The organism is Sorangium sp. So ce176, from assembly GCF_051519835.1.
GTDB lineage: Bacteria > Myxococcota_A > Polyangia > Polyangiales > Polyangiaceae > Sorangium > Sorangium cellulosum_G.
Window position 1 is genome coordinate 8,077,182 of the sequence record NZ_CP150371.1, and the last position, 23,848, is coordinate 8,101,029.

General features: G+C 76.0%; 17 protein-coding genes. 8 read left to right on the forward strand and 9 right to left on the reverse strand.

The genetic code is table 11. The features are described 5' to 3' along the window. Positions 1 to 42: 42 nt before the first annotated feature. Positions 43 to 1,308 (reverse strand): hypothetical protein, encoded by a 1,266-nt coding sequence (locus WMF42_RS30330; RefSeq protein WP_437686303.1) that lies wholly within the window; start codon positions 1,306 to 1,308, stop codon positions 43 to 45. After that, positions 1,305 to 3,254 carry a zinc-ribbon domain-containing protein gene (locus tag WMF42_RS30335; protein WP_437686304.1) on the reverse strand — a complete coding sequence of 650 codons (1,950 nt, stop codon included), beginning with the start codon at positions 3,252 to 3,254 and terminating at the stop codon, positions 1,305 to 1,307. The genes WMF42_RS30330 and WMF42_RS30335 overlap by 4 nt, the downstream gene beginning before the upstream one ends. A gap of 191 nt (positions 3,255 to 3,445) precedes the next feature. On the opposite strand from WMF42_RS30335, the gene hisF reads away from it, so the two are divergent. From hisF to WMF42_RS30350, 3 genes are read left to right on the forward strand one after another with little or no spacing between them, the layout of a single operon-like run. Then, a complete protein-coding gene (gene hisF, locus WMF42_RS30340; protein ID WP_437686305.1) occupies positions 3,446 to 4,258 on the forward strand; it encodes an imidazole glycerol phosphate synthase subunit HisF in 813 nt (270 codons plus the stop codon). After that, positions 4,255 to 6,726: a hypothetical protein gene (locus tag WMF42_RS30345; RefSeq protein WP_437686306.1), complete on the forward strand. Its 2,472-nt coding sequence runs from the start codon at positions 4,255 to 4,257 to the stop codon at positions 6,724 to 6,726. The genes hisF and WMF42_RS30345 overlap by 4 nt, the downstream gene beginning before the upstream one ends. Before the next feature lie 33 nt (positions 6,727 to 6,759). Beyond that, positions 6,760 to 7,143 (forward strand): TerB family tellurite resistance protein, encoded by a 384-nt coding sequence (locus tag WMF42_RS30350; RefSeq protein ID WP_437686307.1) that lies wholly within the window; start codon positions 6,760 to 6,762, stop codon positions 7,141 to 7,143. Positions 7,144 to 7,209: 66 nt separating this feature from the next. On the opposite strand, the gene WMF42_RS30355 is transcribed toward WMF42_RS30350, so the two are convergent. Then, a complete protein-coding gene (locus WMF42_RS30355) occupies positions 7,210 to 7,374 on the reverse strand; it encodes a hypothetical protein (RefSeq protein ID WP_155798510.1) in 165 nt (54 codons plus the stop codon). 200 nt (positions 7,375 to 7,574) lie between these two features. On the opposite strand from WMF42_RS30355, the gene WMF42_RS30360 reads away from it, so the two are divergent. From WMF42_RS30360 to WMF42_RS30370, 3 genes are read left to right on the forward strand one after another with little or no spacing between them, the layout of a single operon-like run. Further along, a complete protein-coding gene (locus WMF42_RS30360) occupies positions 7,575 to 9,230 on the forward strand; it encodes a delta-60 repeat domain-containing protein (RefSeq protein WP_437686308.1) in 1,656 nt (551 codons plus the stop codon). Positions 9,231 to 9,251: 21 nt separating this feature from the next. Continuing rightward, on the forward strand, positions 9,252 to 10,718 hold the full coding sequence (locus WMF42_RS30365; protein WP_437686309.1) for an imelysin family protein: 1,467 nt from the start codon (positions 9,252 to 9,254) through the stop codon (positions 10,716 to 10,718). Then, positions 10,705 to 12,150 carry an HTTM domain-containing protein gene (locus WMF42_RS30370; RefSeq protein ID WP_437686310.1) on the forward strand — a complete coding sequence of 482 codons (1,446 nt, stop codon included), beginning with the start codon at positions 10,705 to 10,707 and terminating at the stop codon, positions 12,148 to 12,150. Before WMF42_RS30365 ends, WMF42_RS30370 begins: the two co-directional genes overlap by 14 nt. A gap of 28 nt (positions 12,151 to 12,178) precedes the next feature. On the opposite strand, the gene WMF42_RS30375 is transcribed toward WMF42_RS30370, so the two are convergent. Next, the gene (locus tag WMF42_RS30375; RefSeq protein ID WP_233562560.1) at positions 12,179 to 14,587 is read right to left on the reverse strand and encodes a TonB-dependent receptor family protein; all 2,409 of its coding nucleotides are present in this window, start codon (positions 14,585 to 14,587) and stop codon (positions 12,179 to 12,181) included. Positions 14,588 to 14,835: 248 nt separating this feature from the next. Between WMF42_RS30375 and WMF42_RS30380 the strand changes: the two genes are divergently transcribed. Further along, complete coding sequence (locus tag WMF42_RS30380) at positions 14,836 to 15,033, forward strand: hypothetical protein (RefSeq protein ID WP_155799010.1); 198 nt, start codon at positions 14,836 to 14,838, stop codon at positions 15,031 to 15,033. Here the strand turns inward: WMF42_RS30380 and WMF42_RS30385 are convergent, their stop codons facing one another. The 5 genes from WMF42_RS30385 to WMF42_RS30405 form a co-directional block, all read right to left on the reverse strand. Then, entirely contained in the window at positions 15,034 to 15,957 is a 924-nt protein-coding gene (locus WMF42_RS30385; protein WP_437686311.1) for an FAD binding domain-containing protein, read from the reverse strand. It lies immediately after the preceding gene. Continuing rightward, positions 15,954 to 16,436, reverse strand: a complete 483-nt coding sequence (locus tag WMF42_RS30390; protein WP_437686312.1) for a (2Fe-2S)-binding protein — start codon at positions 16,434 to 16,436, stop codon at positions 15,954 to 15,956. The genes WMF42_RS30385 and WMF42_RS30390 overlap by 4 nt, the downstream gene beginning before the upstream one ends. Beyond that, positions 16,433 to 18,781, reverse strand: coding sequence for a xanthine dehydrogenase family protein molybdopterin-binding subunit (locus WMF42_RS30395; RefSeq protein ID WP_437686313.1), 2,349 nt, complete (start codon positions 18,779 to 18,781; stop codon positions 16,433 to 16,435). Before WMF42_RS30395 ends, WMF42_RS30390 begins: the two co-directional genes overlap by 4 nt. A 90-nt stretch (positions 18,782 to 18,871) precedes the next feature. Continuing rightward, positions 18,872 to 19,516 (reverse strand): nucleotidyltransferase family protein, encoded by a 645-nt coding sequence (locus WMF42_RS30400; RefSeq protein ID WP_061612523.1) that lies wholly within the window; start codon positions 19,514 to 19,516, stop codon positions 18,872 to 18,874. Beyond that, a complete protein-coding gene (locus tag WMF42_RS30405) occupies positions 19,513 to 20,457 on the reverse strand; it encodes an XdhC family protein (RefSeq protein ID WP_437686314.1) in 945 nt (314 codons plus the stop codon). Before WMF42_RS30405 ends, WMF42_RS30400 begins: the two co-directional genes overlap by 4 nt. Positions 20,458 to 20,642: 185 nt before the next feature. Here WMF42_RS30405 and WMF42_RS30410 point away from each other — a divergent pair, with 185 nt between their 5' ends. Next, positions 20,643 to 22,565, forward strand: a complete 1,923-nt coding sequence (locus WMF42_RS30410) for a TRM11 family SAM-dependent methyltransferase (protein WP_437686315.1) — start codon at positions 20,643 to 20,645, stop codon at positions 22,563 to 22,565. Positions 22,566 to 23,848: the final 1,283 nt, after the last annotated feature.

Genomic DNA, 23,848 nt, shown 5'->3' on the forward strand with positions numbered 1-23,848 from the left:
CAGACCCCCGGCCCCTGTCGGGGGGCGACCGGGGGCGCGGAGCTACCGGGCCAGCATCACAACGGTGCCGTCGCGGCAGGCGATCGCCATGCGCTCCTCGCCGGCCGGGACGACGGCGACGGGCGTCGAGCAGAGGCGCTCGGCGGCGATCGAGACGTTGCCGTCCGCCTCGACGACGCCGGCGCGGCCGCCCGCCCGCGCGAAGCCGACGCGTCCGGTGCGATCGATGACGACCGGCGGGCTCGGCTTCGCGTCCACCGGGCCGAGGAGGCCGGAGAGGCCGGCGTCGGCGGGCGAGGCGGCCGGCGCGCGATCGAGGGCGACGCGGAGCGCCTCGTCGCCCGCGGCGTTGACGCCGAGGAGCAGGCCGGCGGACGAGAGGACCACCGCGACGCCCCCGGCGCCGATCGCGGGCGGCCCGTCGAGCACGCCGAGGGCGCTGCCGGCACGGACCCCGGTCGTCCCGGTGGGCAGATCCAGGGCGACCAGGCGGCGGCCGTCGATGACCGCGAGCAGCGTGCGGGCGTCGGCCAGCGCGGCGCCGCGGCGAGGCAGGCCCCCGAAGGAGCCGAGCCGGCGCGGCGCGCCGGGAGGGCGCCAGGTCAGCACCGCGCCCGACTCGGTGGTCACGAGCGTGCCGTCCGGCCCCGCGAGCAGGGCGCCGGTCGCGCGCTCGGGGAGCTCGGCGCGGGCGCGCACGCTGCCGTCCGCGGTGAGCTCGACGAGGGAGCGCCCCGCGGCCGCCACGAGCCCGCCGTCGTCGAGCGCGAGCGGCGTCACGTCGGCGTCGCGCCCGCGGAGGCCGAGGGGGACCGCGAAGCGCACGCCGCCCGCGGGCGTGAGCCCGACGGCGAGGCCGGACGAGGTGATCAGCGCGAGGGTGCCGTCGCTCGTGATCACGGCGGGCGCGAGCGGCGCGCTGTCGCCGATGCGCACGCGCCATCGCTCCCGGCCGTCCGCGCCCAGCTTGACGACCTCGGGGACCGTCAGCGTGAAGAGGAGATCGCCTTCGGCGTCCGCGAGCGGCGCCGCGTCGATGCCGCCGCGGAGCTGCCTCCGCCAGGCCTCCCGCGCGGGGAAGGGCAGCCTCGCCGCGGAGCGGCCGGTGCGGCGCGCGTCGAGCCGCTCGCTCGGGGCGAAGCCGCGGGGCGCGCCGACAACGATGGTGTGCGGCCGGCTCGTGTCCACCGCGTCGGCGAAGGCGAGCGGCGCCGCGGCGGGGAGCAGGACCGCCGCGGCGGCGAGGCCCGCCCGCCACAGGCGGCGCGGCCGGCGCGGGCTGCGATCGTTCGCGCGGCCGGCGCTCACCGGGCGCCCTTCTGGGTGAACTCGACCCACACCTCGGGGATCGCGACGCCGTCCGGCGCCGCGAACGGGGGGGCGACGGTGCCGTAGGCGGTGAGGACGTCGCCGCGCTGGGCGGGGTTCTCGGCGCCGTGGACGAGCCGGACCTTGCACGCCCCCGGGGCGCGCAGCCCGGCGCCCGCGCTCGCGGCGGTCGCGCCGCCCTCCTTGCAGCCGGACGCGGGCGACACCGAGAGCAGGAGCAGCGTCGAGTACCCCTGCCGGCGCGTCTCGAGGACCTCGCCGCTCAGCGCGATCGGCTTGCCGATGAGGTCCGCGCCGCCCGCGGCGAGCGCGGCGTACCCGAGGGGGCTCCTGGCGGCGAACTCCTTCGCGGCGGTGTCGATCCGGTCGACGCGGCGGACCGCGATCTTCGCGATGCGCGGGGCCATGCCCTGCATCTTCGCGCGGACCTCGAACTGGGTCGCGCCCACGGACGAGACGTTCATCACGTGGGCGAAGGTGCCGTCGGGGCGAACCGCGATCGGGTGCGCGCCGGCGAAGAGCTGCGCCCCGCGCGCCGTGCGCCCGGCCAGCACGAAGCTCTCCTTGTCGATGACCACGCTCGGGCCGGGCGCCTCGACGACGAGCGGGGCGATGCCGACCGCCACGCTCACCATGCCCTGCTCGCGCGGGCCGTCGGGCGGCGTGACGGTGTACGGCACCTGCCGGCTCAGCGTCTTCGTCTCGTCCGACAGCCCCGTGACCGCCTCGGTGACGTCGATCGCCTCGATCGCCCGGCCGCTCGTGAGCGCGACCTCCTTGCCGTCGAGCACCACCTGCGTGCCCTTGCTCGCCTCGATCACGACCTGGATCGAGGGGCGCTCCCCTTGCAGCGTGCCGAGGTCGGGGCGGATGCGGTAGGCGACGTGGATCGAGACGCCGACCGTCTCGTCGCGCCCGCTGCCGGGGCGGTCGATGGCGACCTTCATCTGGTTTTCGCCGACGGAGAGAGGGCTCGCGAGCGGGATGTGCGCGACGCGGCCGGCGATCGTCGCGCGGCCCTCGCCGACGGCGACAGCGGTGCCGTCGGGGCAGGTCTCGCAGCGGAGCTCGATGACCTCGCGGCCGCCGGCGTCGGCGCGGGCGCGCGCGGTGACCGGGGGCGCGCTCGGCCAGAGCAGCGCGAACAGCACCGCGCCGAGCGCGAGCACGCCGCCCGCGGCGACGACGGCGACGGCCCGGCGCGAGGTGCGCGCGCGCTTCCTGGGAGGCGGGAGCGGCCCGAGCCGGTGCTTCAGGTTCAGGCGCTGCGGGTGCATGAGCGCCGGGTTCCGCAGCGCCGGGACGCGGGCGCGGATCGGCGCCATCGTGGCGCCGAGCTCGGCGGCCGGCTGGTAGCGCGCCTCGAGGTCGGGATCGGGGGCGCTGTCGAACACGGCCGGCGCGCCGGGCGCGAGCGGGGCGATGCCGGGCCGGGCGACGCCGACCAGGGTGCGGGAGGCGGCCGGCGGCGGCGCCGGGGCGCGCCCGGGGGCGATGCTCGGCGCGAGCGGGACGGTGTGGTCGAGGGGCGGCGCTCCCTGCGCCGCGGCCGCGTCGAGGCGCGCTCCCGGGCCGGTCATGGGCGGGGTCCCGACGACGAGCGTGCCCCCGGCGAGGCGCGGGTCCGGCGGCGCTGGCGCCGGACCGAAGACAGCGGCGGGCATGCCGACGATGGTGCGCGAGGCGGCGCCAGGCGCGCCGGCCATGGGCGGCAGCGCGGCCCCGCCGTGGACCGCGCCGCGCGGGTCGGCCGCGGTGGGCGGCGATTGCCGGAGCAGATCGGGGAGCGCGACGCCGACCATGGTGCGGGCCGCGGGCCTCGGGCCGTGAGGGCCCGATCCGGCCGGCGGCGCGAGCGCGGCGCCGCAGTGGGGGCACGCGACCGAGCCCTCGGGGATGGGTTTCCCGCAGTGCGGGCAGTGCATGGGCGCCATCGTAGCGAGGAACCGCGGCGCGGTCAGGCTCCGGGCGCCGCGTTCCACGCGGCGGGGCCGGCCCAGCCGCTGGAAAGCGCGGCAGGCGCGCGGGAGAGCGCGCCCCGCAGCCCTGGGGCCGGGGCCGCCGGGGCGCCGCGCAACAGTTGGCCCGGGCGCGGCAGGTACGGTAACGCGGACGTATGCTCGCGAAGCGCATCATCCCGTGCCTCGACGTCAAGGACGGCCGCGTCGTGAAGGGCGTCCGCTTCGTGGGGCTGCGGGACGCCGGCGATCCCGTGGAGGCCGCCCGGCGCTACGACGCCGAGGGCGCGGACGAGATCACGTTCCTCGACATCACCGCGTCGCACGAGAAGCGCGGCATCATCCTCGACGTCGTGGCGCGCACGGCGGACGTGCTGTTCACGCCGCTCACGGTCGGCGGCGGCGTCAAGTCCGAGCAGGACATCGAGGCGCTCCTCCACGCGGGGGCCGACAAGGTGGCGATCAACACGGCCGCGGTCAACGATCCCGACCTCGTGCGGCGCGCCGCGGACCGGTGGGGCACGCAGGCGATCGTGGTGGCGATCGACGCGCGCCGGATCGCGGATCCCTCGCGCGTGGCCTGGACGGTGGTGACCCACGGCGGCCGGCGCGACACCGGGCGCGACGCTGTCGCGTGGGCGGAGGAGATCGCGCGCGCAGGCGCCGGGGAGCTGCTCGTCACGAGCATGGACCGCGACGGCACGCGGGACGGGTACGACCTCCTGCTGACCTCGGCCATCGCGCGGGCGGTGCCGGTCCCTGTGATCGCGTCGGGCGGCGTCGGGACGCTGGATCACCTGCGCGCCGGCCTCGTGGAGGGCGGCGCCGACGCCGCGCTCGCCGCGTCGATCTTCCACGACGCCGAGTACACGATCGGCGAGGCGAAGGCGTACCTCGAGGCGGCGGGCGTGCCGGTCAGGCCGGCGCGCGCGGGCGGGTCGGGCGCGGCGGCGGCGCGGGGGCGCTCGTGAGCGCCTGCGTCACGCTGGATGAGGTCCTCGCGGCGGCGCACGCGCGGTGCGCCTCGCTGGTGCCGGAGACGTCGGGCTACCTCGCGCTGGCGGTGAGCGACGCGACGTCGCGGCTGCCGCTGCGGCTCGACGATCGCGCGGTGCTGCTCACGACGGAGGGCACGGTCACCGTGCGCACGCGCGGCGAGCCGGTGGCGCCCGCCGAGGCGGCGCGGCTCCTGCGCGACCTGCTCGCGCGGCTGCTCGCCGCGTCCGCCGGGAGCATGCCGAACCTCGCGACGACGGCGCGCCCGCGGCCCGCGTCGGAGCAGGACCCGGACGCTGTCGCGCGGGAGCTCGAGGCCGCGCTGATCCCGGTGAACCGCAACGCGGCCCGGCGCGCGCTGGCGCGGCTCGCGCGCGAGACGCTGCGCGCCAAGGAGGCCGGCCGGCTGAAGCGCGCGCGCTCGGCGGCGCAGGCGAGGCCGGCGGCGCTGGAGGCGAGCGAGGAGGCTACGTCGGCCGCGAGCGCGGCGCGCGCGCCGGCGCCCGGAGCTCATGACGAGGTCGCGGCGCGCGGCGCGGTGGTCGGCCCGCGGGCCGACGAGGCCGCGGGCGCGACGCGCGGTCAGGAGGCGAGCGCGGCGCGCGCCGCGGTCGCCGACGCGCCGCTCGCGCCCGCGGCCGTGGGGCTGACCCTCAGCCCTGGGCCAGTCGCGCCTGCCGTCGTGGAGCTGACCCTCAGCCCCGGGCTGGTCGCGATCGCGACCGCCGGGCAGGCGGCCCCTGCGCCGGCGATCGCGGGCGATGTCGCCGGTGCCGCAGCCGAGGCCAGCGGGCTGCCTTCCGAGATCGCGCCGGAGTCCGGGCACGCCACGCACATCGACGCGCAGGTCGAGGTGATGCCGGAGCCGACGCCCACCGTCGTGCAGGCGGTGGTCGAGATCGAGATGGCGGGGGTGCCCGCGGAGATCCCGGCGATCCCGGAGCTCATCGAGCCTGCGCGCTCGATCGCGCCCGTGGCCCCGATCGCCCTCGCGGCGACGCCCGCGCCGGCGGTGGCGACCGTCGCTCCTGCCGAGGAGCGCGCCGCGCCGGCGTCGTCGTCGCTCGCGCGCGACGCTGCGTCGTGCGGCCATGCGCTGACGAGCCCCGAGGGGATCGAGGTGTTCCTCGTCGAGCTCTCCCCGGAGCCCGCCCGCGTCGTGCCGCCTTCCCAGGAGCCTACGCCGACCCAGTCGATCCTCGTCGAGTTCTCCCCGGAGCCCGCCGGCGTCGCGCCGCTTTCGCAGGAGCCGACGCCGACCGTGGCCACCGCCGTCTGGGCCGAGATGATGGCGCCCGCGAACGCCGCGGTCGCCAGCGGCGCCGACGCTCCCGAGGCAGCCGCCGACGCTCCCGAGGCAGCCGCCGACGCCCCCACCGCCGTCACCGAGGCGGCCGCGGATGTTTTCGACGCAGCCGCCGGCGCTCCCGTCGACGTCGCCGATGTCGCCGCCGACGCTCCCGTCGTCGCCACCGATGTCCCAGCCGACGCTCCCGTCGTCGCCGCCGATGTCCCAGCCGACGCTCCCGTCGTCGCCACCGATGTCCCAGCCGACGCTCCCGTCGTCGCCGCCGATGTCCCAGCCGACGCCATCGAGACCGCGCGCGCCCCCGCCATCCATGTCCTGCTCGAGGCAGCGCCAGCGCTCCAGGTCACCCCGGCCTACGGCGGCTGGCCCCTCGTCCAGCGGAGCGACGTCGCCGCCGCGTCCGCCCATCCGCGAGCGAGCGTCGCGCCGGTCGAGGAGACGCCGGCCGCGCGGCACACGCTGCCCTGGCCCATCCCAGCGCACCGCGCCGACGACGCTCCGGACGCGCCCGCCCCCGCGGCCCTGACAGCGCCGCCGCAGCCCTCCGAGGCCCCGGTGTCCGCGCGCGCCGGCGCGCCGCCCACGGACGCGGCGCCGGTCGAGGAGCCGTGCCCCGCGGGCCTCGATCCCGTCGACGCGATCGTGTGGAGCGCCTCGCGCCGCTCCCGGAGCGCGCGCCCGCCGGCGGACGGCGCTGGCCCGTCCCGGGTCGACGAGCTCGTCGCGCGCTTCGTCGCGCAGTCGGAGCACAGCGCGCAGCGCCGCGCCGCGCGCAGCATGAAGGCGCTCGCCGGCCTCGACCCCACGCTCACGCCGCCTCCGGTCACCGCGATCTCCGCGCTGGCGGCCCTCAAGCAGCGCTCGCCGCTCACCGCGACGAGGCCTCCCGTTCCGTCCGAGAGCGCCGCGCTCGGCGCGCTCGACGAGAGCAGCAGGCCGCCTGCGCCCCTCGTGGCGCCGCGCCGGAGGGGTCTGTCCTTGTGGCTCGCGCTCGTCGCGCTCGCCCTGCTCTGCGCCGTGCTCGTCGGGACGCTGCGACCGGAGCTCTTCGCCTCGCTGGCGGAGCCGCTCGCGCGCGGAGCGCTCCACGCCGTGCCGCGCGCGGAGGCGAGGACGCCGCCCCCTCACGATTGACGTTTCCCTGTGGGAGCGACGAAACTCGTCGTCATGCAAGACATGAACATGGCGATCGTGAAGTCGCTCGTGAGCGTGGCGTGGGCGGACGGCGAGTTCCACGACGCCGAGCGCGAGATGGTGGAGGGGCTGATCGCGGCGTTCGAGGCGAGCGAGGAGCAGGCGAAGGAGATCCGCGCCTACGCCGCCGACAAGAAGACCCTGGAGGACGTGCCCCTCGCCGAGCTCGGCGGCGACGACCGCCGCGCGCTGCTCCAGCACGCCGTGCTGCTCAGCTTCGTCGACGGCGAGCAGCACGACGCGGAGAAGCAGTACATCACCGCGCTGTGCAAGAAGCTCGAGCTGCCCGAGCTCGAGTCCGAGCAGCTCATCCAGGCGGCCGAGGCGCGCGCCCGTCGCCTCCTCACCTTGCTCTGACCCGGCGGCATCGCGGCCCGCGCGCTGCCGGCCTCGCCGCCGCCGGCGCTCCTGCGGCGCGGCGGTTCAGAGATCGCGTAGCCCCCCGCCGAGCGACTTGCCGATGGCCGAGGGCCACCGGGCGTAGCTCTGGATGACCACCTCGATGCGCTCGCGAACGCGCGCGCCGATGCGCCGGAGCACAGCGCCGAGCCCGGGCGCGCAGAACCAGCCCCAGTAGAAGAAATTCACGCCGCGGGGCGCACGGGCGATCGCCGCTCAGCGCAGACAACACGAAGGCGACGCCGGGATCCGTTCCAGCAGGATCCCCGCGGGAACGGACCTCGACCGGGCGGGTGTAGCGGAATGTCTTGACAGGACGGTCACCTTGGCAGAAAACAGCCCCTCCGTAAACGACTTTCATTATCAACATCATGAGGGAGCCGTCGATCATGTCTGCGAAGAGAACCTGGCTGTCCACACCGCGGACGGCGCTCGCCACGTTCGGATTCTCCTGGTGCGTGCTGCTCGGCGGAGTGGCCGCATGCGGTGACGACACGAACGACACGACGGGCGCCGGGGGCGCCGGGGGCGCCGGGGGAGCAGCCGGCGCGACCTCGACGAGCAGCAGCGCGGGCACCGGCGGTGAGGGCGGCACCGGCGGTGAAGGCGGCGCTGGCGGTGGCGACGGCGGCGCAGGCGTCGGTACCGGCGGCGCAGGCGGCGCTGGCGGTGGCGACGGCGGTGCAGGCGTCGGTACCGGCGGCGCGGGCGGCGGCACCGGCGGCGCGGGCACCGGCGGTGACGGCGGCGCAGGCGGCGGCGGCACCGGTGAGGAGCCCTGGTCGAACGGCTTCGCCGGCGTCGTGGCGCTCGATGAGGCCGCGGACGACCGCTTCTGGGCCGTGGCGTTCGACGCCGAGTCCAGGGCCTACGCCGCAGGGCACGTGGCCGTCGAGGGCGACACCCACATGACGGTGGCGCGCTTCAAGACCGACGGCACGCTCGACACGACCTTCGGCACGAACGGGATCGCCAAGGTCAACGTCGTCGCTGGCAGGACCGCAGAGACAGCGCGCGGCGTCGTCGTGCAGTCCGACGGCAAGGTCGTGCTCGCGGGCAACGTCGAGCACGACCCGAGCGCCACGCCGTCCGACGCGGACATCGCTGTCGTCCGGTTCAACGCCGACGGCACGCTCGACACGACCTTCGGCACCGACGGCGTCGCCGTCGTCGACCTCGGCGCCGGCGAGGGCAACACGGGCGACCTGCTCTGGGGCGTCGACCGCGACGCCGACGACGGGCTGATCCTGTTCGCCAGCAAGAAGGCGGCGGACCGCGCCGACCGCGACCGCGCGATCGTGCGGCTCACAGCGGACGGCGATCTCGACACCACCTTCGCGACCGAGGGCGTCCACACGCTCGACGTCGATGGGCTGAACCTGGGCGACAACCCGCGCAACGGCTTCGTGCAGGCCGACGGCAAGATCCTCTCCTCCGGCTACACGAGCGTCGCGGGCAGGAATCAGATCGTGCTGCTGCGGCTGAACGCCGACGGGACCCCCGACACGACCTTCTCCTCCGACGGCGTCGTGAGGCTCTCGCCGTTCCCGGTCGGCATGGCCGAGGCCTACGGCGTGGCGCGCCAGTCCGACGGGAAGTACGTGACAACCGGCTACGGGCGCGCCGAGGAGAGCGGCGCCGTGGATCTCGTGTCCTTCCGCGTCACGGCCACGGGCGGGTTCGACGCCTCCTGGGGCGTGGGCGGCGGCATCGTGCTCGACGTGGCGGGCGACAACGACCGCGGGCGCAACCTCCTCGCCCTCCCCGACGATCGCGTCGTGATGGTCGGCAGCGCCACCCCCGCGACCGGGAACGTCGACGCGATGATCGCCGTGTTCGAGCGCAACGGCGCCCCGGACACGCGCTTCGATCCGAGCGGGCACCGGCTCTACAGCTTCGAGCGCTCCGACGACTCGCTCTTCGGCGTCGCTGTGTCGCCGGACGGCGCCTGGCTCGCGGCCGTCGGGTACCGGTCCGACGGCGACGGGCCCGAGGACGACGACGCGACGCTGGTCCTGCTGCCGATCCCGGCCTCGCGGGACTGACGCGGCCGATCCATGAGCACCGTGAGGCCGAGAATGAACCGCGCCTGGAACGAGCGGGCGGCCCGCCGCCTCCCGACGGCGCTCCTGCTGTCGCTCCTCGGCCTCACCACGGCCGTCGCGTGCCGCAAGCCGCCCCCGGACGAGCTTGTCTACACGGGCCGTGGCGCCGGCCCCGGCGGCGCGCAGCCGCCGGGCAGCGGCGGGCTGCCGCCGGACACCGGCGGGTCGCAGCCGTCGGGCAGCAGCGGCGGCGGCGGCGCGCCGCCCGCGACCTCGACCGGCAGCGGCGCCACGGGCGACGCGACGGTCGCCTCGACGACAGCGGCGACCACCGGCGCGGGGGGCGGCGAGCCTGTCGGCGGCGACGTGTGCGCCCCGGTCCCCGTCGACGGGGGCCCCTTCAGCAAGGCAAAGCTGCTCACGGCGGCCGCCGACTGCGCGCTGAACCGCGCCTGCGAGTTCGAGGCGCAGGCGCGCGCGCTGAACGACAGCGCGTCGGCCCTCGCCCGCGACAGGGGCGAGCCGAGCGCCGCCGCCGCGCGCGGCGCCTGGCTCGCGGCCATGCGCGTGTGGCAGGAGGCGGAGCTCTTCCGCTTCGGCCCTGCGGCGAGCTCCACGCAGCCCGGCGGGCAGGACCTCCGGGATCAGATCTACGCCTGGCCGCTCGTCAGCCGGTGCAAGATCGAGGAGCAGATCGTGAGCCGGGCCTACGCGCAGCCGAGCTTTTCCTCGTCGCTCATCAACGCCCGCGGCCTCGCGGCGTTCGAGTACCTGGTCTTCTACGGCGGCGCCGACAACGGGTGCTCGCAGTTCTCGCCCATCAACGCGAACGGCACCTGGGCGGCGCTCGGCGCCGGCGATCTCGCGCAGCGCAAGGCCGACTACGCCGCCGCGGCGGCCGCGGACGTGCTCGCCCGCGCTGGCGCGCTCGCGCGCGCCTGGGCGCCCGAGGCGGGGAGCTTCCGGGAGAAGCTCACCCAGGCCGGCCGCGGGAGCCCCGTCTACGCGACCGAGCAGGACGCGCTCAACGCGGTGAGCGACGCGATGTTCTACATCGAGAAGGAGCTCAAGGACTGGAAGCTCGGCCGGCCGCTCGGCTTCACCGAGGACTGCACAACGCCCACCTGCCCGGAAGCGCTGGAGTCCCGCTTCGCCCAGGCCTCGACCGCGCACCTCCGGGCCAACCTGAGCGGCTTCCGGCGCCTGTTCCAGGGCTGCGGCGAGGGCGGCCAGGGCGTCGGGTTCGACGACTGGCTGCGCGAGGTCGGCTCGGCCGATCTCGCCGATCGCATGCTGGCCGCGCTGTCGGGGGCCCAGGCGGCCGTCGACTCGCTCGACGTGCCGCTCGATCAGGCCCTCGCGACCGACCGGGCGAGGGTCGAGGCCGTCTACAGCGCCGTGAAGGCCCTGACGGACCTGCTCAAGACGGAGCTCGTCACCACGCTGAACCTCGAGCTGCCCCGGTCGTCGGAAGGTGACAACGACTGAGCCCCCCGGCGCCGCGCGCCCCCGCGGGCTCGCGGCCGCGCTGTCGCGCGCCGCCGCGGCGCTGTCTCGCCCTGTCGACATCGCCTGGCTCGCCGCGTTCCGCGCCCTGTTCGGGCTCGCGATGTGCGTGAGCATGGCGCGCTTCATCGCCTACGGCTGGATCGACGAGCTCTTCGTCAAGCCGAGCTTTCACTTCAAGTACTGGGGCCTCGCCTGGGTCGAGCCGCTCCCGCCGGCCGGGATGCACGCGCTGTTCTGGGCGCTCGCGGGGCTCGCCCTGGCGATCGCCCTCGGCCTCGCGTTCCGCGTCGCGGCGCCCCTGTTCGTCGTCGGCTTCACCTACCTCCAGGTCATCGACGTCACGACGTACCTCAACCACTACTACCTCGCGAGCCTGCTCGGCCTCCTGCTCGCGGCGTCGCCCGCGCACCGCGCGTGGTCGCTCGACGCGCTGCTCGCGCGGCGCCACGAGCGCTCCATCCAGGCCGCGTGGCTCTACCTGCTCCGCTTCCAGGTCGGCGTCGTCTACACGTTCGCGGGGCTCGCCAAGGCCCACGCCGACTGGCTCCTGCACGCGCAGCCGCTCCGGATCTGGCTCGGCTCGCGCACGGACATGCCCGTCCTCGGCCCGCTCTTCACGCACCCGTGGGCCGCGCCGCTCATGAGCTGGGCGGGGTTCCTTTTCGACACGAGCATCGTCTGGCTGCTCCTCGTCCCGCGGCTCCGCCCGTTCGCCTACGCCGCGGTGATCCTGTTCCACGCCGTCACGCGCGCGCTGTTTCCGATCGGCATGTTCCCGGTGATCATGGTCCTGTCCGCGCTCGTGTTCTTCCCCCCGTCGTGGCCCCGGGATCTCCTCGCCCGGGCGCGCGCGCTCCTCGGCCGCCGCGGCGCCGACGCGCCGCCCGCGCCCGCGCCGGCCCTCGCGCCGGCGGCGCCGCCCTCGCCGCGGCTGCGCGCTGTCGGCCTCGCGGTCGGCGCCGCGTACTGCGCTGTCCAGCTCGCGCTGCCGCTCCGCTTCCTCGCCTACGGCGGCGATGTGCGCTGGCACGAGCAGGGGATGCGCTTCTCCTGGCGCGTGATGGTCCGCGAGAAGAACGGCAGCATCACCTTCCTCGTCCGCAACCGGCAGACCGGCCGGACGTGGCACGTGAGCCCGCGCGAGTACCTGACGCGCCTCCAGGAGCGCGAGATGGCGGGCCAGCCCGATCTCATCCTGCAGCTCTCTCGCCACATCCGGGACGACTTCGAGCGCCGCGGCCGCGGGCCGGTCGAGGTGCGCGCCGACGCCCTCGTCTCGCTCAACGGCCGCCGCATCGCGCGCCTCATCGATCCCGGCGTCGATCTCGCCTCGGTGCGCGACGGCATCGGCCCCGCTTCCTACATCCTCCCGGGCCCGCAGGAGCCTCCCCCCCACATCCGGCCGCTCTGATCGGCGCAGCGCCGCGCCGGACGCCGCGTCAGAACGACGCCTTCATCCCGACCTGGATCCAGCGCGGCGCGTTCGGCCGGGCGCCGAACGGGCGGCGCGACACGATGAACTGCGAGCCGAGGACGTTGCGCGCGTTCGCGTAGAGCACGAGCGGCCCGACGACGCGCACCCTGGCGCTCGCGTCGATCAGGAGCTGCTCGTCGGTCGCGAGCGCCCTCGACATCGGCTCGCCGCCCGCCCTCTCGCGCATGGCCGACACGTAGCTGGCGCCCACGTTGAGGCCGGCGCGCTCGTGCTCGACCCCGACCGAGAGGCTCACCTGGTGCCGCGGGACGTAGGGCATCTCGTCCCCCTTCGCCACGCGGCCGAAGATGGGGTCGTCCGAGGTGAAGCTCGTGAGGAACTCGGTCCGGGTGAGCGTGTACGCCGCGTTGATCGGCAGCTTGAGCTGACCGACAGGGATCTCGTGCTCGGCGTAGGCCTCGAGGCCGTAGATCCGGGCCTCGCCCGCGTCGTACTGGCGGTCGAGGTCCGCGTCGAGGCAGCCGCTCGACAGCGTGCACACGTCCGTGATGTTCGCGTAATCGTTGTAGTAGCCGATGACCTCCGCGCGCAGCGGCCCGTCGGCGAAGCGGGCGCCGCCCTCGTAGTTGACGCTGAGCTCGGGCTTGACGTGCGCGTCGCTCCCCGGCGCCGGCGGGCTGAAGCCGCGGTAGACGCCGGCCAGGATCCCGAGCGCCTCGGTGAGCGCGTAGTAGGCGCCGACGCCGGGCAGGAGCGCCTGCGCGACCCGCGTCTGCTCGGTGCCGGCCGCGCGATCCACGAACGCGGAGCGCATCAGCTCGACCCGGACGCCGGGGGTCACCGTGAGCGCCCGCCACGTCACGGCGTCGCTCGCGTGGAGCGCGAGCGCCTCGGTCCACGCCTCGTTGAGCTGGGTCACGACGGTCGGCCCGCCGTCCGGCACGAGCGCGCCCCCGAGCACGAGGAACCCGTTCTCGCTGTGGCGGCGCTCGACGCGGTCGTAGTGCAGGCGCAGGCCGTACTCGACGCGGTGCGAGACGGGCCCCGTGGCGGTGTTCCAGCGGACGCGGGTCTCGACGCCGTGGGCGACGAACTCGCGCTCGTTGGGGCCGATGAGCAGCGTCTCCCCCGGCGTCGAGCTGTCGAGCTGCCCGGTCAGCACGGCGTTGTACACCGCGTTCTGCGGCGAGTCGGGGGCGGTGAGCACGTCGAACAGGTTGGCCCCGCGGAAGCCGTTCACCTTGCGCCACACGCGCGAGAAGTCGTTCCGGTACACGGTCGTCGTCACGGACATGTCGCGGGACGGCTCGATCACGTGGGTCAGGGCGACCGCGGTGCGGTGGTTGCGCATGCGGTCGAGCGCGCTCACGCCGTAGCGGCGGAGCGGGTTCTGCTCGAAGTCCGCGTCGGTGATGCCGAGGTACGTCTCGTTGGAGAGCTCCTCCGAGTACGTGAGCTTGAGGCGGAGCTCGTTCTTGATCCGGGCGGTCGGGTCGACGACGTAGCCGCCCTTGAGCATCACCTCGTTGCGGTAGAACCCTGTGTCGGCGCCGCTCGGGAGCTCCTTGAAGCCGTCGCTCCGGAGGTGCACGCCCTCGAGGAGGACGTCCATCTGGCCGTCGCTCGTCCCGACGTAGCCGTGCGCCTTGCCGTAGCCGTACTGGCCGAAGGCGAGGTCGAGCGCGCCCGAGGCGAGCGACGGGGCGGACCGGGTGAGGAGATCCACCGTGCCGCCCACGGTCTGCGGGCCGTAGGCGATGGCGCCCGGCCCCTTGATCACCCGCACGTTCGACATGCGCGTGATCAGGGGGAAGTAGTAGGCGGCCGGCGCGGAGTACGGCGCGGGCGAGATGGGGACGCCGTCCTCCATGAGCGTCACCTTCTTGCTGCGATCGGGGTTGACGCCGCGCACGCCGATGTTCGGCCGCAGGCCCAGCCCGTCCTCGCCCCGCACGTACACGCCCGGGACGCTGCCCAGCACGGCGTGCGGGTCGTCGTGCTCGAAGCGCTCGAGCTGGCGCCCCTTGATCACATGGGCAGAGCCCGCGGTCCTCGTCACGCGCGTGCCCGCGACAGTGACCTCCACCGGGGCGTCGGCGCGGGGCGCCGCCTGCTCCGGCGCGGCGGCGTCCTGGCCCGCGCCCGGCGCATCGCCGCCGGGGGCTGCCTGCTCCGGCGGGGCGGCGTCCTGGCCCGCGGCCGGCGCCTCGCCGCCGGGGGCCGCTTGCTCTGGCGCGGCAGGAGCGTCCCGGCCCTCCGGCGCGGATCCCGCGGCAGGAGGGGCCTCCGGAGCGGCTGGATCCGCAGCGGGCTCCGAGCGCGGCTCGGGAGACTGCGCACGGGCCTGGGCGAGGGTGAGCAGCAGCGCAGGCGCCGCCAGGCCGAGCCGGCACAGGGGGGTACGGAGCAGCATTGAAATGTATTGATTATTACAAACGATGGAAGATCACCGCGCCACGCGCTCGGCGGGGCTGCAGCATTTCAAGCGGCGACTATCACGTAGCTGCATGACATGAAAGTCAAAATCAATTAGGCGCCGGGCCGAGGGGACGCGTCCTCGCTTCCACGCGATGTTGCAGCGCCGTCGCCTTCGCGTCGCCCTTCCAGCGCATCCTCCCGCCGCTCGGGTCGTCCCGGAGCGTTCGTCGTCGAGGAGTGCTCATGAACCACGACATCGGCATGATCTGCCCAGCCTGCGGCTGCATCACCATCTTCCAGGCCGGGACCGACACCCCGCGCCAGTGCTCTCGTTGCCACGACGAGGATCCCCCACCCCCGCTGCCGCCGCGCGAGCGGCCGACGCGGCCGGGGGGGCGCGGACGCCGCCCCGAAGCCATGCAGCTCGACTGGATGGAGTGATCAGACCGGCGCGCCGAGCTGCCGGAGGAGCTCGCGCACGACGCCGCGCGCGCAGTGCTCCCGGTAGGCCCGCGTCGAGCGCACGTCGTCGATGGGCGAGATGTCCTGCGCCACAGCGGCGTCCACCTCGTCCGGGGTGAGCTCGGCGATCGGGCGCGACAGGCAGAGGGCGCGCACGCTCGGCAAGAGCGCCGTCGTGGGCGCGACCGACGCCATCCCCAGCCCGAGCCGCGCGAGCCGCCCGGACCGCACCTCGGCCACGCCCGCGAGCGCGACCTTCGAGATCGCCTGGGCCCGGCGCGCGCCGACCTTCCGCCAGTACCAGGGAGATCCGGGCGCCGGCAGCGCGATCTCCACGGCGACGATCACCTCGTCGGGCGCGCGCGACGTGCGCTTGTAGCCCGTCTGCAGCGCGCTCATCGGGATGCGCCGCTCCCCCCGGACGCTCTGCACCACGATCGTCGCGTCGTACGCGGCGAGCGCGGCGACGCCGTCCGCGGCCGGCGACGCCGTGGCCAGGTTGCCGCCGAGCGTGCCGCGCGCCTGGATCTGCACCGCGCCGACGTCGCGGCTCATCCGGGCGAGCAGCGGCGCCCGCTCGACGATCACGTCGCTCCGGCACATCTCGAGGTAGGTCGTCGCGGCGCCCACGCGGAGCGTGTCGCCGGAGAGCGAGACGCCGCGCAGGTCCGCGAGCCGCGACACGTCGACCACGAGCGGCGGCGCGGCCGGCGCGGCGCCCGCCGGGCCCGCGGTGGAAATTTTCATCGGAGGTCCGAGCTCCCGCTCGACGATCCAGTCGGTGCCGCCGGCCAGGAGCGCGACAGGCGCGCCGAGCGCCGCCTGCTCCGCCACGAGCTCGCACAGCGGGCCGAGCCCGGCGACGCGCCGCATCTCGAACAGGCGGAGATCGGTGATGCTCACGGCGCCGTCCCTCCCCCGCCCCGGCGCAGCGACGCCGCGGCGCGGACGCTCTCGACGATGCGCTGGTAGCCGGTGCAGCGGCACAGGTTGCCGGCGAGCGCCTCGCGCACGTCGCGCTCCGAGGGATCCGGGTTCCGCACGAGCAGCGCCTCGGCGGCGAGGAGCATGCCGGGCGTGCAGATGCCGCACTGCGCGCCGCCCTCCTCGACGAAGCAGCGCTGGAGCGGCGACAGGTGCCCGGCGCCGGCGAGGCCCTCGACCGTCGTCACGCGCCGCCCCTCGCACTGCCCGATCGCGACGAGGCACGCGTTCACGGGATCGCCGTCGATCAGCACCGTGCACGCGCCGCACTCGCCCTCCGCGCACCCCTCCTTCGTGCCCGTGAGCCCGAGCGGCCCCCGGAGCGCGTCGAGCAGCCGCGAGAGCGGCGGCATGTCGACCTCGCGCGGCGAGCCGTTGACGACGAGCGACACCTTCATGCGCGATCCCCCCTCCCCGCCGCCGGCCGCGGCGCTGCGGCGGCGCGCGCCGCCTCGAACAGGCGCTCCGGCGTGAGCGGCAGCGCGCGCGCGGCGATCCCCGTCGCGTGCTCCACCGCCGCGGCGATCGCGGGCGCGCCGCCGTCCATCGGCATCTCGCCGATGCCCTTGGCCCCGCCGCCCGGCCCGAACGGGAACGGCTCCTCGACCAGGACGACGTGGAACGGCGGCGCGTCGAGCGACGTCGGGATGATGTAGTTGGTCATCCGCGGGTTCCTGATCTTGCCGCCCTGCCAGACGATCTCCTCGGAGAGCGCCCAGCCGATCGCCTGGAGGCTGCCGCCCTCGATCTGGCCCTTGCACATGACCGGGTGGATCGCCTTGCCCACGTCGGTGGCCGACCAGAAGTCGACGACCGTCACCTCGAAGGTGTCGAGGTCGACCTCGACCTCGGCCACGTCGCACGCCCAGCCGAAGCACGGGTACGCGTCGCCCTTGTACGCGGCGTCGTCCCACTGCACGTAGCCCGGCGGCTCGTAGTGCTTCAGCGACGTCACCTGCCCCTCGCGCGCGAGCAGCCGGTCGGCCGCCTCCTCGAAGGAGAGCGCCGGCGGGGCCCCCGCCGCGCCGCCCTGCGCGGCGCTCGCCTGCCACGCCGCCCGCGCCGCCTCCTGCTCCGCGCGCACGCGGCCGGCCAGATCGCGCGCCGCGGCCTCGAGGATCGAGCCGACCACCATCACCGTGCGCGACGCCACGGTGGGCCCCGAGTCGGGCACCGTCGTCGTGCACGGCACCGCGAACTCGACGCGGTCGATCGGCAGCCCCGCGGCATCCGCGGCGATCTGCCGGAACACCGTCTCCGTCCCCTGGCCGATGTCCGTCGACGCGGTGCGGATGCGGAGGCGACCGCCGGGCGCGAGATCCAGGGCGACCTTGCCCTTGAGGAAGCGCTCGCCCGACCCGGTGAAGCCCGCGCCGTGCATGAACACGGACAGCCCGACCCCGCGCGCCACGCGCCCGCGCACGACCGGCCCCGCCGCGCGCTTCTGCCGGTAGCCGCTCGCCTCGATCGCCCTCGCGATGCACTCCTCGCCCGCGACGCTCGCGCGGAGCACCTGCCCGGTCGCTGTCGAGTCGCCGGGGCGCAGCACGTTCTTCGCCTTCAGGTCGAGCGGATCGCAGCCGAGCTCCCGCGCGACGCGGTCGAGGTGCCGCTCGATCGCCCAGATCGTCTGCGGCGCGCCGAAGCCCCGGAAGGCGCCGTTCGGCGGCGTGTTCGTCGCCACCGCGGTCGCCTCGATCCAGACGTCGTCCCAGCGGTAGGCGCCCGACGCGTGGAGGGCGCCGCGCGACAGGACGACCTGCGACAGCGTCGCGTACGCGCCGCCGTCCATGAGGATCCGGATCTTCAGCGCGCGGAGCGCCCCGTCGCGATCGCAGCCGCTCGTGATCTCGCAGGACGCCGGGTGGCGCTTCGTCGTCGCCTCGATGTCCTCGGTCCGGTCGTAGATCATCCGCACCGGGCGGCCGCTCTTCTTCGCGAGGAGCGCCGCGTGGAGCGCGATGATCGACGGGTACTCCTCCTTGCCCCCGAAGCCGCCCCCGGTCACCGACTGCGTGACGTGGATCCGGTCGGGCGGGAGCCCGAACGCCTTCAGGAACGCCTTCTGCACGTAGAACGGGCACTGGATCGAGCCGGTCGCGTGCGCGCCGGCCTCGTCCCACCACGCCACGACCCCCTGCGGCTCGATGTAGAGCTGCTCCTGGTGGTGCGTGGCGTACGTCCCGGAGACGACCACGTCGCAGCGCGCGAGCGCCGCGTCGATGGCGGCCTCGCCGCGCTCCCGCTCGACGTCGGCGCAGCCCTTCGCGATGAGGTACCGCTTGAGGACGTTGTCCGTGCCCCAGAGGATCTCCTCGCCCTCGAGCGCGGCGCGCGCGTCGAGCACCGGTGGCAGCGGATCGATGTCGAGCGCGACGGCCTGGACCGCCCGCGCGAGCTTGAGCCGGTCCGCGCAGCCGAGCAGGGCGATCGGCTCGTAGGCGTGGTTCACCTTGCCGGTGCCGAGGATCGGCTGATCGTCCAGGATCAGCGCGACAACGTTGACCGGGACGTCCTCGGCGAGCACCACCGTGACGTCGCTCCAGTCGAACGCAGGGTCGAGCCGCACCCCGCGGAGGATCCCGCGCGGCACGGGGCTCCGCACGGTGCGCCCGAAGATCTCTCCCGGCATCGCCGGGAGGTCGTCGACGTAGCGCGACGCCCCCGTGACCTTGGGGGGGCCATCGGTCCGGGGCACGCTGATCCCCACGGCGCTCGCTGAAGCAGGAGGGCTCGTCGACATTCGTGTGCTCCTCCTTGTTGACGATAGCCCTGTCCCCCGGGCCACGTCGACACCGGGCGCGCCGCGCGGCGCCGACGGACCCGGCCGCCTTCAGGCCAGGAAGCGCGGCGGGCCCCCGAGGACGCGGATCACGTCGACCGGGACATTCAGGTCGTGCAGCACCCCCGGATCGTCCACCTCCTCGTCCACGCACCGGTCGCCGAGCGCCCTCAGGTGATCCCGGAGCGGCGGCGGGTCGGCCTCGAGGTAACGCTGGAGCGCCTCGGCGCGCAGCACCACCGGATGTCCGCCGCGGCCGAGGTGCCGCGGCCGCACCGCGAGCGGCGGCGCCGGGCTCGCGGAGGTCGCGCCCGCCTCCAGCCGGGCGAGCAGCCGCGCCACCGTGGCGGCGCTCGCGGGGGGCACGTCGACCGGCGTGACGATGACGGCGTCGGCGTCGCCGATGCGCGGCGCGGCGACGGCCAGCGACCCCGCCGGGCCGAGGTCGTCCCGCGCGGTCCAGGCGACAAGGTCGACGCCCGGCCGCACGTGGGCCAGCAGCGCGTGGAAGACCGAGCTGCGCACCACAACGAGCACCCGCGCGCTCTCGGCCGCGAGGCGCGCCTCGGCGTGCGCGAGCGCCAGCGGCCGCTCGACGCCTCCCTTCGTCGCCGGGGGCCAGGCCAGGAGGGCCTTCGGCCCCCCGAGCCGCTTGCCCGCGCCTGCGGCGAGCACGATCGTGATCACGCTCTTCATCCGGCCTGCTCCTGCCCCGCCTGCGCCGCGACGACCGGCGACCATCGAGCGCGCTGCCGCCCCGCGCGCCAGGCGACCAGCTCCGCGGCGAGGGCGACGCTGATCTCCGCCGGCGTGCGCGCCCCGATGTCGACGCCGACCGGCATCCTGACCCGGGCGACGTCGCTCTCCGGCACCCCCTTCGCCTCGAGCCGCGCCCGCGTGCGCGCCGCCTTCGCCCGGCTCCCGACCCCGCCCACGTAGCCGAAGCCGCGCGCGAGTGCCCACTCGATCGCCGCCTGATCGAGGCCGTGGTCGTGCGTCATGACGAGCGCGGCCGCCTCGCCGAGGTCCCTCGGCATGCCCGCCATCACCTCGGGGTCGTCGTGATCGGCGAGCACGAGCCGCACCTGCCCCCCGGGCGCCGTCGCCGCCTCGCGCGGCGCGCCGTGGTGCGCGGGCAACGCGCCGGCGAGCGGCAGAGGCGGCGGCACGCGGGCCGGGTCGGCGGCGGCGGCGCGCGCGTCGCAGAGGGTGACCCGGAAGCCGAGCGACGCCAGCAGGGGCGCGGCGAACGCGCCCACGTGCCCGGCGCCGATCACCAGGGCGTGCACGGCGGGCATCATCGGCTCGATGAGGATCTCGACCGAGCCGCCGCAGCACATGCCCAGGCTCGGGCCCAGGCGGAACGTCTCGAGCCGGGGCGCGCTGGCGAGCTCGTCGAGCGCGCGCGCCATCATGCCGAGCGCCGCCCCCTCGACGGCGCCGCCGCCGATCGTGCCGATCGCGGTGAGGTCGTCGAAGAGGCAGAGCTTCTGCCCGGGCGTCGACGGCGCCGAGCCGTGCCGCGCCACCACGGAGGCGAGCACAACGCGCCGCCCCGCCTCGAGCGCGCCCAGCGCCGCGCGCAGCACGTCGTGCGGCAACGCCGTTCGCGGGATGACCTGGCTCGGATCCGGCATGGTGGAACTCTAGCGACCCGGGGACCGAAAACGAGAGCGCCGAGAGGCCCGGCGATGAAAGAGCTTGCCGGAGCGCTTCGCTTGTCGCGAAAGTCGCCCGCGCGCGGCGACCGGCGCAGGAGTCCTGGATCCCGGCCGGCTGGACCTGCCGGGATCCCCATGAGAACGCGGAGATCCCAGACCCGATGAGCCCCACCGCCACGCCCGATCCCGACCTCCAGCGCGCCCTCTCCGATCCGGGCTTCACGCCGGGCCGCCGCCACTTCGCCGCCCTGATGGATCTGCTCGAGACAGCCGGCGAGCCGTCCGAGCTGGCCGAGCGGGCGCTGCGCCGCGCCGGCGCGGCCGCGCTGCCCGCCGCGCTCGATCGCGCCGCCGGCGCGGCGCCGTCGCTTCGCGCGCCGCTCACCCGGCTCGTCGGCAAGCTGATGGCCGCCGCGCCGCTCGACGCCGAGCTCGCCGAGCGCGCGCGCGGCTACCTGCTCGCCTGCCTGCGCGACGACGATCGCCGCACGCGCCGCATGGCGGCGGTGGCGCTCGGCAAGCTGCCCGCGGCGGACGCCGGGCGGCCGCTCGTCGCCGAGGCGCTCGCCGAGGCCGCGCGCGGCGAGGGCTCGCCCGACGTCCGCCGCGCGCTGGTCGACGCGCTCGGCAAGGTCGGCGGCGGCGCCGCGATCGAGGCGCTGGCCGGGCTCGGCGGCGACGACGCGATCGCCGGCGTGCGCGCGCGCGCCGAGCTCCTGGCCCGGCGGACCCTGTCGCGCGGCGAGCGGTCGGAGATCGCCGGCGATCGCGCGCCGGAGCGCCCCGTGCGCGTGGCGGTGCGGTGCCGGCGCGGGCTCGAGGCGATCCTCGCCGAGGAGCTCGCGACGCTCGACAAGGGGTCTCCCGGCGGGGGGCTCGTGCCCGAGCTCCGGAGCGACCCGTGCGGCGGCGCGCGCGTCGAGGCGACGCTGAGCGGGCCGCTCGACGTCCTGTTCGGGGCGCGCACGATGCTGTCGTTCGCGTTCCCGCTGCCGCTGCGGAAGCTCGACGCGGGCGCCGACCTCGCCGCGGCCGTCGCCGAGCGGCTGCTCTCGCGGGAGTCGCGCGAGATCCTGCGCCGCTTCACCGTCGGCGCGATCCGCTACCGCATCGACTGGGCCGGCGGCGGCAAGCGCCGCGCCGCGGTGTTCCGCGTGGCCGCGGCGGTGGAGGCCGAGGCCCCGGAGCTCGTGAACGATCCGACCCAGAGCACGTGGGACGTGGTCGTCTACGAGGGCGCTGGCCGGGTCCGGGTCGAGCTCGCGCCGCGCCTGCCCGACCCGCGGTTCGCGTACCGCCGGGGCGACGTGCCCGCGGCGTCGCACCCGACCATCGCGGCGGCGCTCGCGCGCATCGCCGGGGTGCGCGGCGACGACGTGATCTGGGATCCGTTCGTCGGCTCGGGCCTGGAGCTCTGCGAGCGCGCCTTGCTCGGGCCGTACCGGCGGCTCGTGGGGTCGGATCGCGATCCCCGCGCCCTGGAGATCGCGCGCGAGAACCTCGACGCCGCGGGCGCGCGCGGCGCGGAGCTCCTCCAGCGCGACGCGTGCGGCGCGCCGCCCCCGGGCGACGCGCCCACGCTGATCCTGACGAACCCGCCCCTCGGGCGGCGCGTGGAGCGCACGGGGGATCTCGACGCGATGCTCGACCGCTTCGTCGAGGGCGCCGCGCGCGCCCTCGCGCCCGGCGGCAGGCTGGTGTGGATCTCGCCGTTCCCCGAGCGGACCGAGGCGATCGCGCGCCGCTCAGGCCTGCGGCCCGAGGCGGTGCAGCGCGTGGACATGGGCGGCTTCGACGCCCAGATCCAGAGCTTCCACAAGGAGGCGCTCCGACCGCAGGCCATCGACGATCGAGGCGACCGCCGGCGCGGGGACCGGATCGACCACCCCCCTGCCGGGCGCGCTGGGCGCGGCCCCCAGCAGGCCGAGCTGCGCGGCGAACAGCATCGCCCCCGCCGCCAGGAGGAGCGCCACGATCACCGCGATCACCATCCCGAGCCGCCCCGAGCGGTCGGGCGGCGCCTCGGTGTCAAAGCCCCCGTCGTCGGGCCGCCCGACGGGCGCGGGCGACGGCGCGGCGGATGAGACCTGCGCCGCCCGCTGCGCTGGCGCCGCGCTCGGCGGCGCGGCGAGGGCGCTCTGCGGGGGCGGCGAGGCTTGCTGCGGCGGGATGAGCGCGCCGGCGGCCGCGGAGCTCGGCCCGGGGACCCTGCCGCTCCCGTCGTCGGCGCTCCCGGACACGGCGGCCGCAGGCGCGCCCGCCGCGCGATCGGGCGGCGCTGCGGGGGCGCGGCCCCTCGACGTCCCCTCGGCGAGCGCCTGCGGCGCGCTGAACGGCGCCACCGCCGCGACCTGACGCGGCACGACGGGCGTCAACGGCGGCGCCTCCCGGCTCCGCGTGGGGACGTCGTCTTCGTCGTCCTCGTCGTCGACGACGGTGGGCGCATCCAGCGTCGGCTCGTCGTGGATGCCGTCATCGTCGGTATCGCCGAGGAACGGCATGGAGTCTTGCTGCGGGTGCAGCCCCGCCAGCGCGTCGCGCCCCGCGCCCAGGCGATCGCGCCCGGCGAACGGCGGCGCTGGCACCCCGAGGGCGGATTGCTCTCGATGGCCGCCGGCCGGCGGCGCCGCGCCCGATCCCGGCAGCACGGCGCCGCTCACCCGATGCGCGACCGACACCGTCTCTGCGGAGCGCGGCGCCGCCAGGGCCGACCCCTCCCGCATGACGGCCAAGGCCTCCTCGCCGCGATCGGCGCCGAACGACTGCGTCAGCGGGACCGCCCCCACGCCCGGGAGGCGCCCCCGCGGGACGGGCGCGCGGGCGCGCGCGGCGGGAGCGTCCACGGCTGCCCGCGGGCTCGGGGCAGCGCCCGGTCGCGGGGCTGACCCGCCGGCGAGCGCCGTCGGCGGCTGCGGGCGCTCGGGCAGGATGGGCGGCGGAGGCTGGCCTGCCGACGCGGCCGCCGCGCGCTGCGCGATGATCTCGTCGAGCTGCGCGGAGCTCAGCGGCGCGACCCGCATCAGCGTGCGCACCTCGTCGTCGTCCTCGTCGCTCGTCGAGTCCTCGTCGTCGAGCGGAAGCAGCGTGCGCGCCGCGGGATCGGGGTGCCACTCCTCGAGGGCGCGCCGGAAGGCGGCGGCGTTCGTCGTGCGGGCGGCGCGATCGCGCTGGAACGCGTCGTCGAGGACCCGCTGGAGATCGTCGTCGCCCACGTCGAAGACGGCGAGCGGCGCCGGCGACGAGCCCGCGATCCGCTGCCGCGTCTCCACGTCGCTCCCGCCCCCGAAGGCGCTCGTCCCGGTGAGGACCTCATAGAGCGTCGCCGCGATCGCCCACACGTCGTCGCCGGGCGACAGCGTCCCGCCCG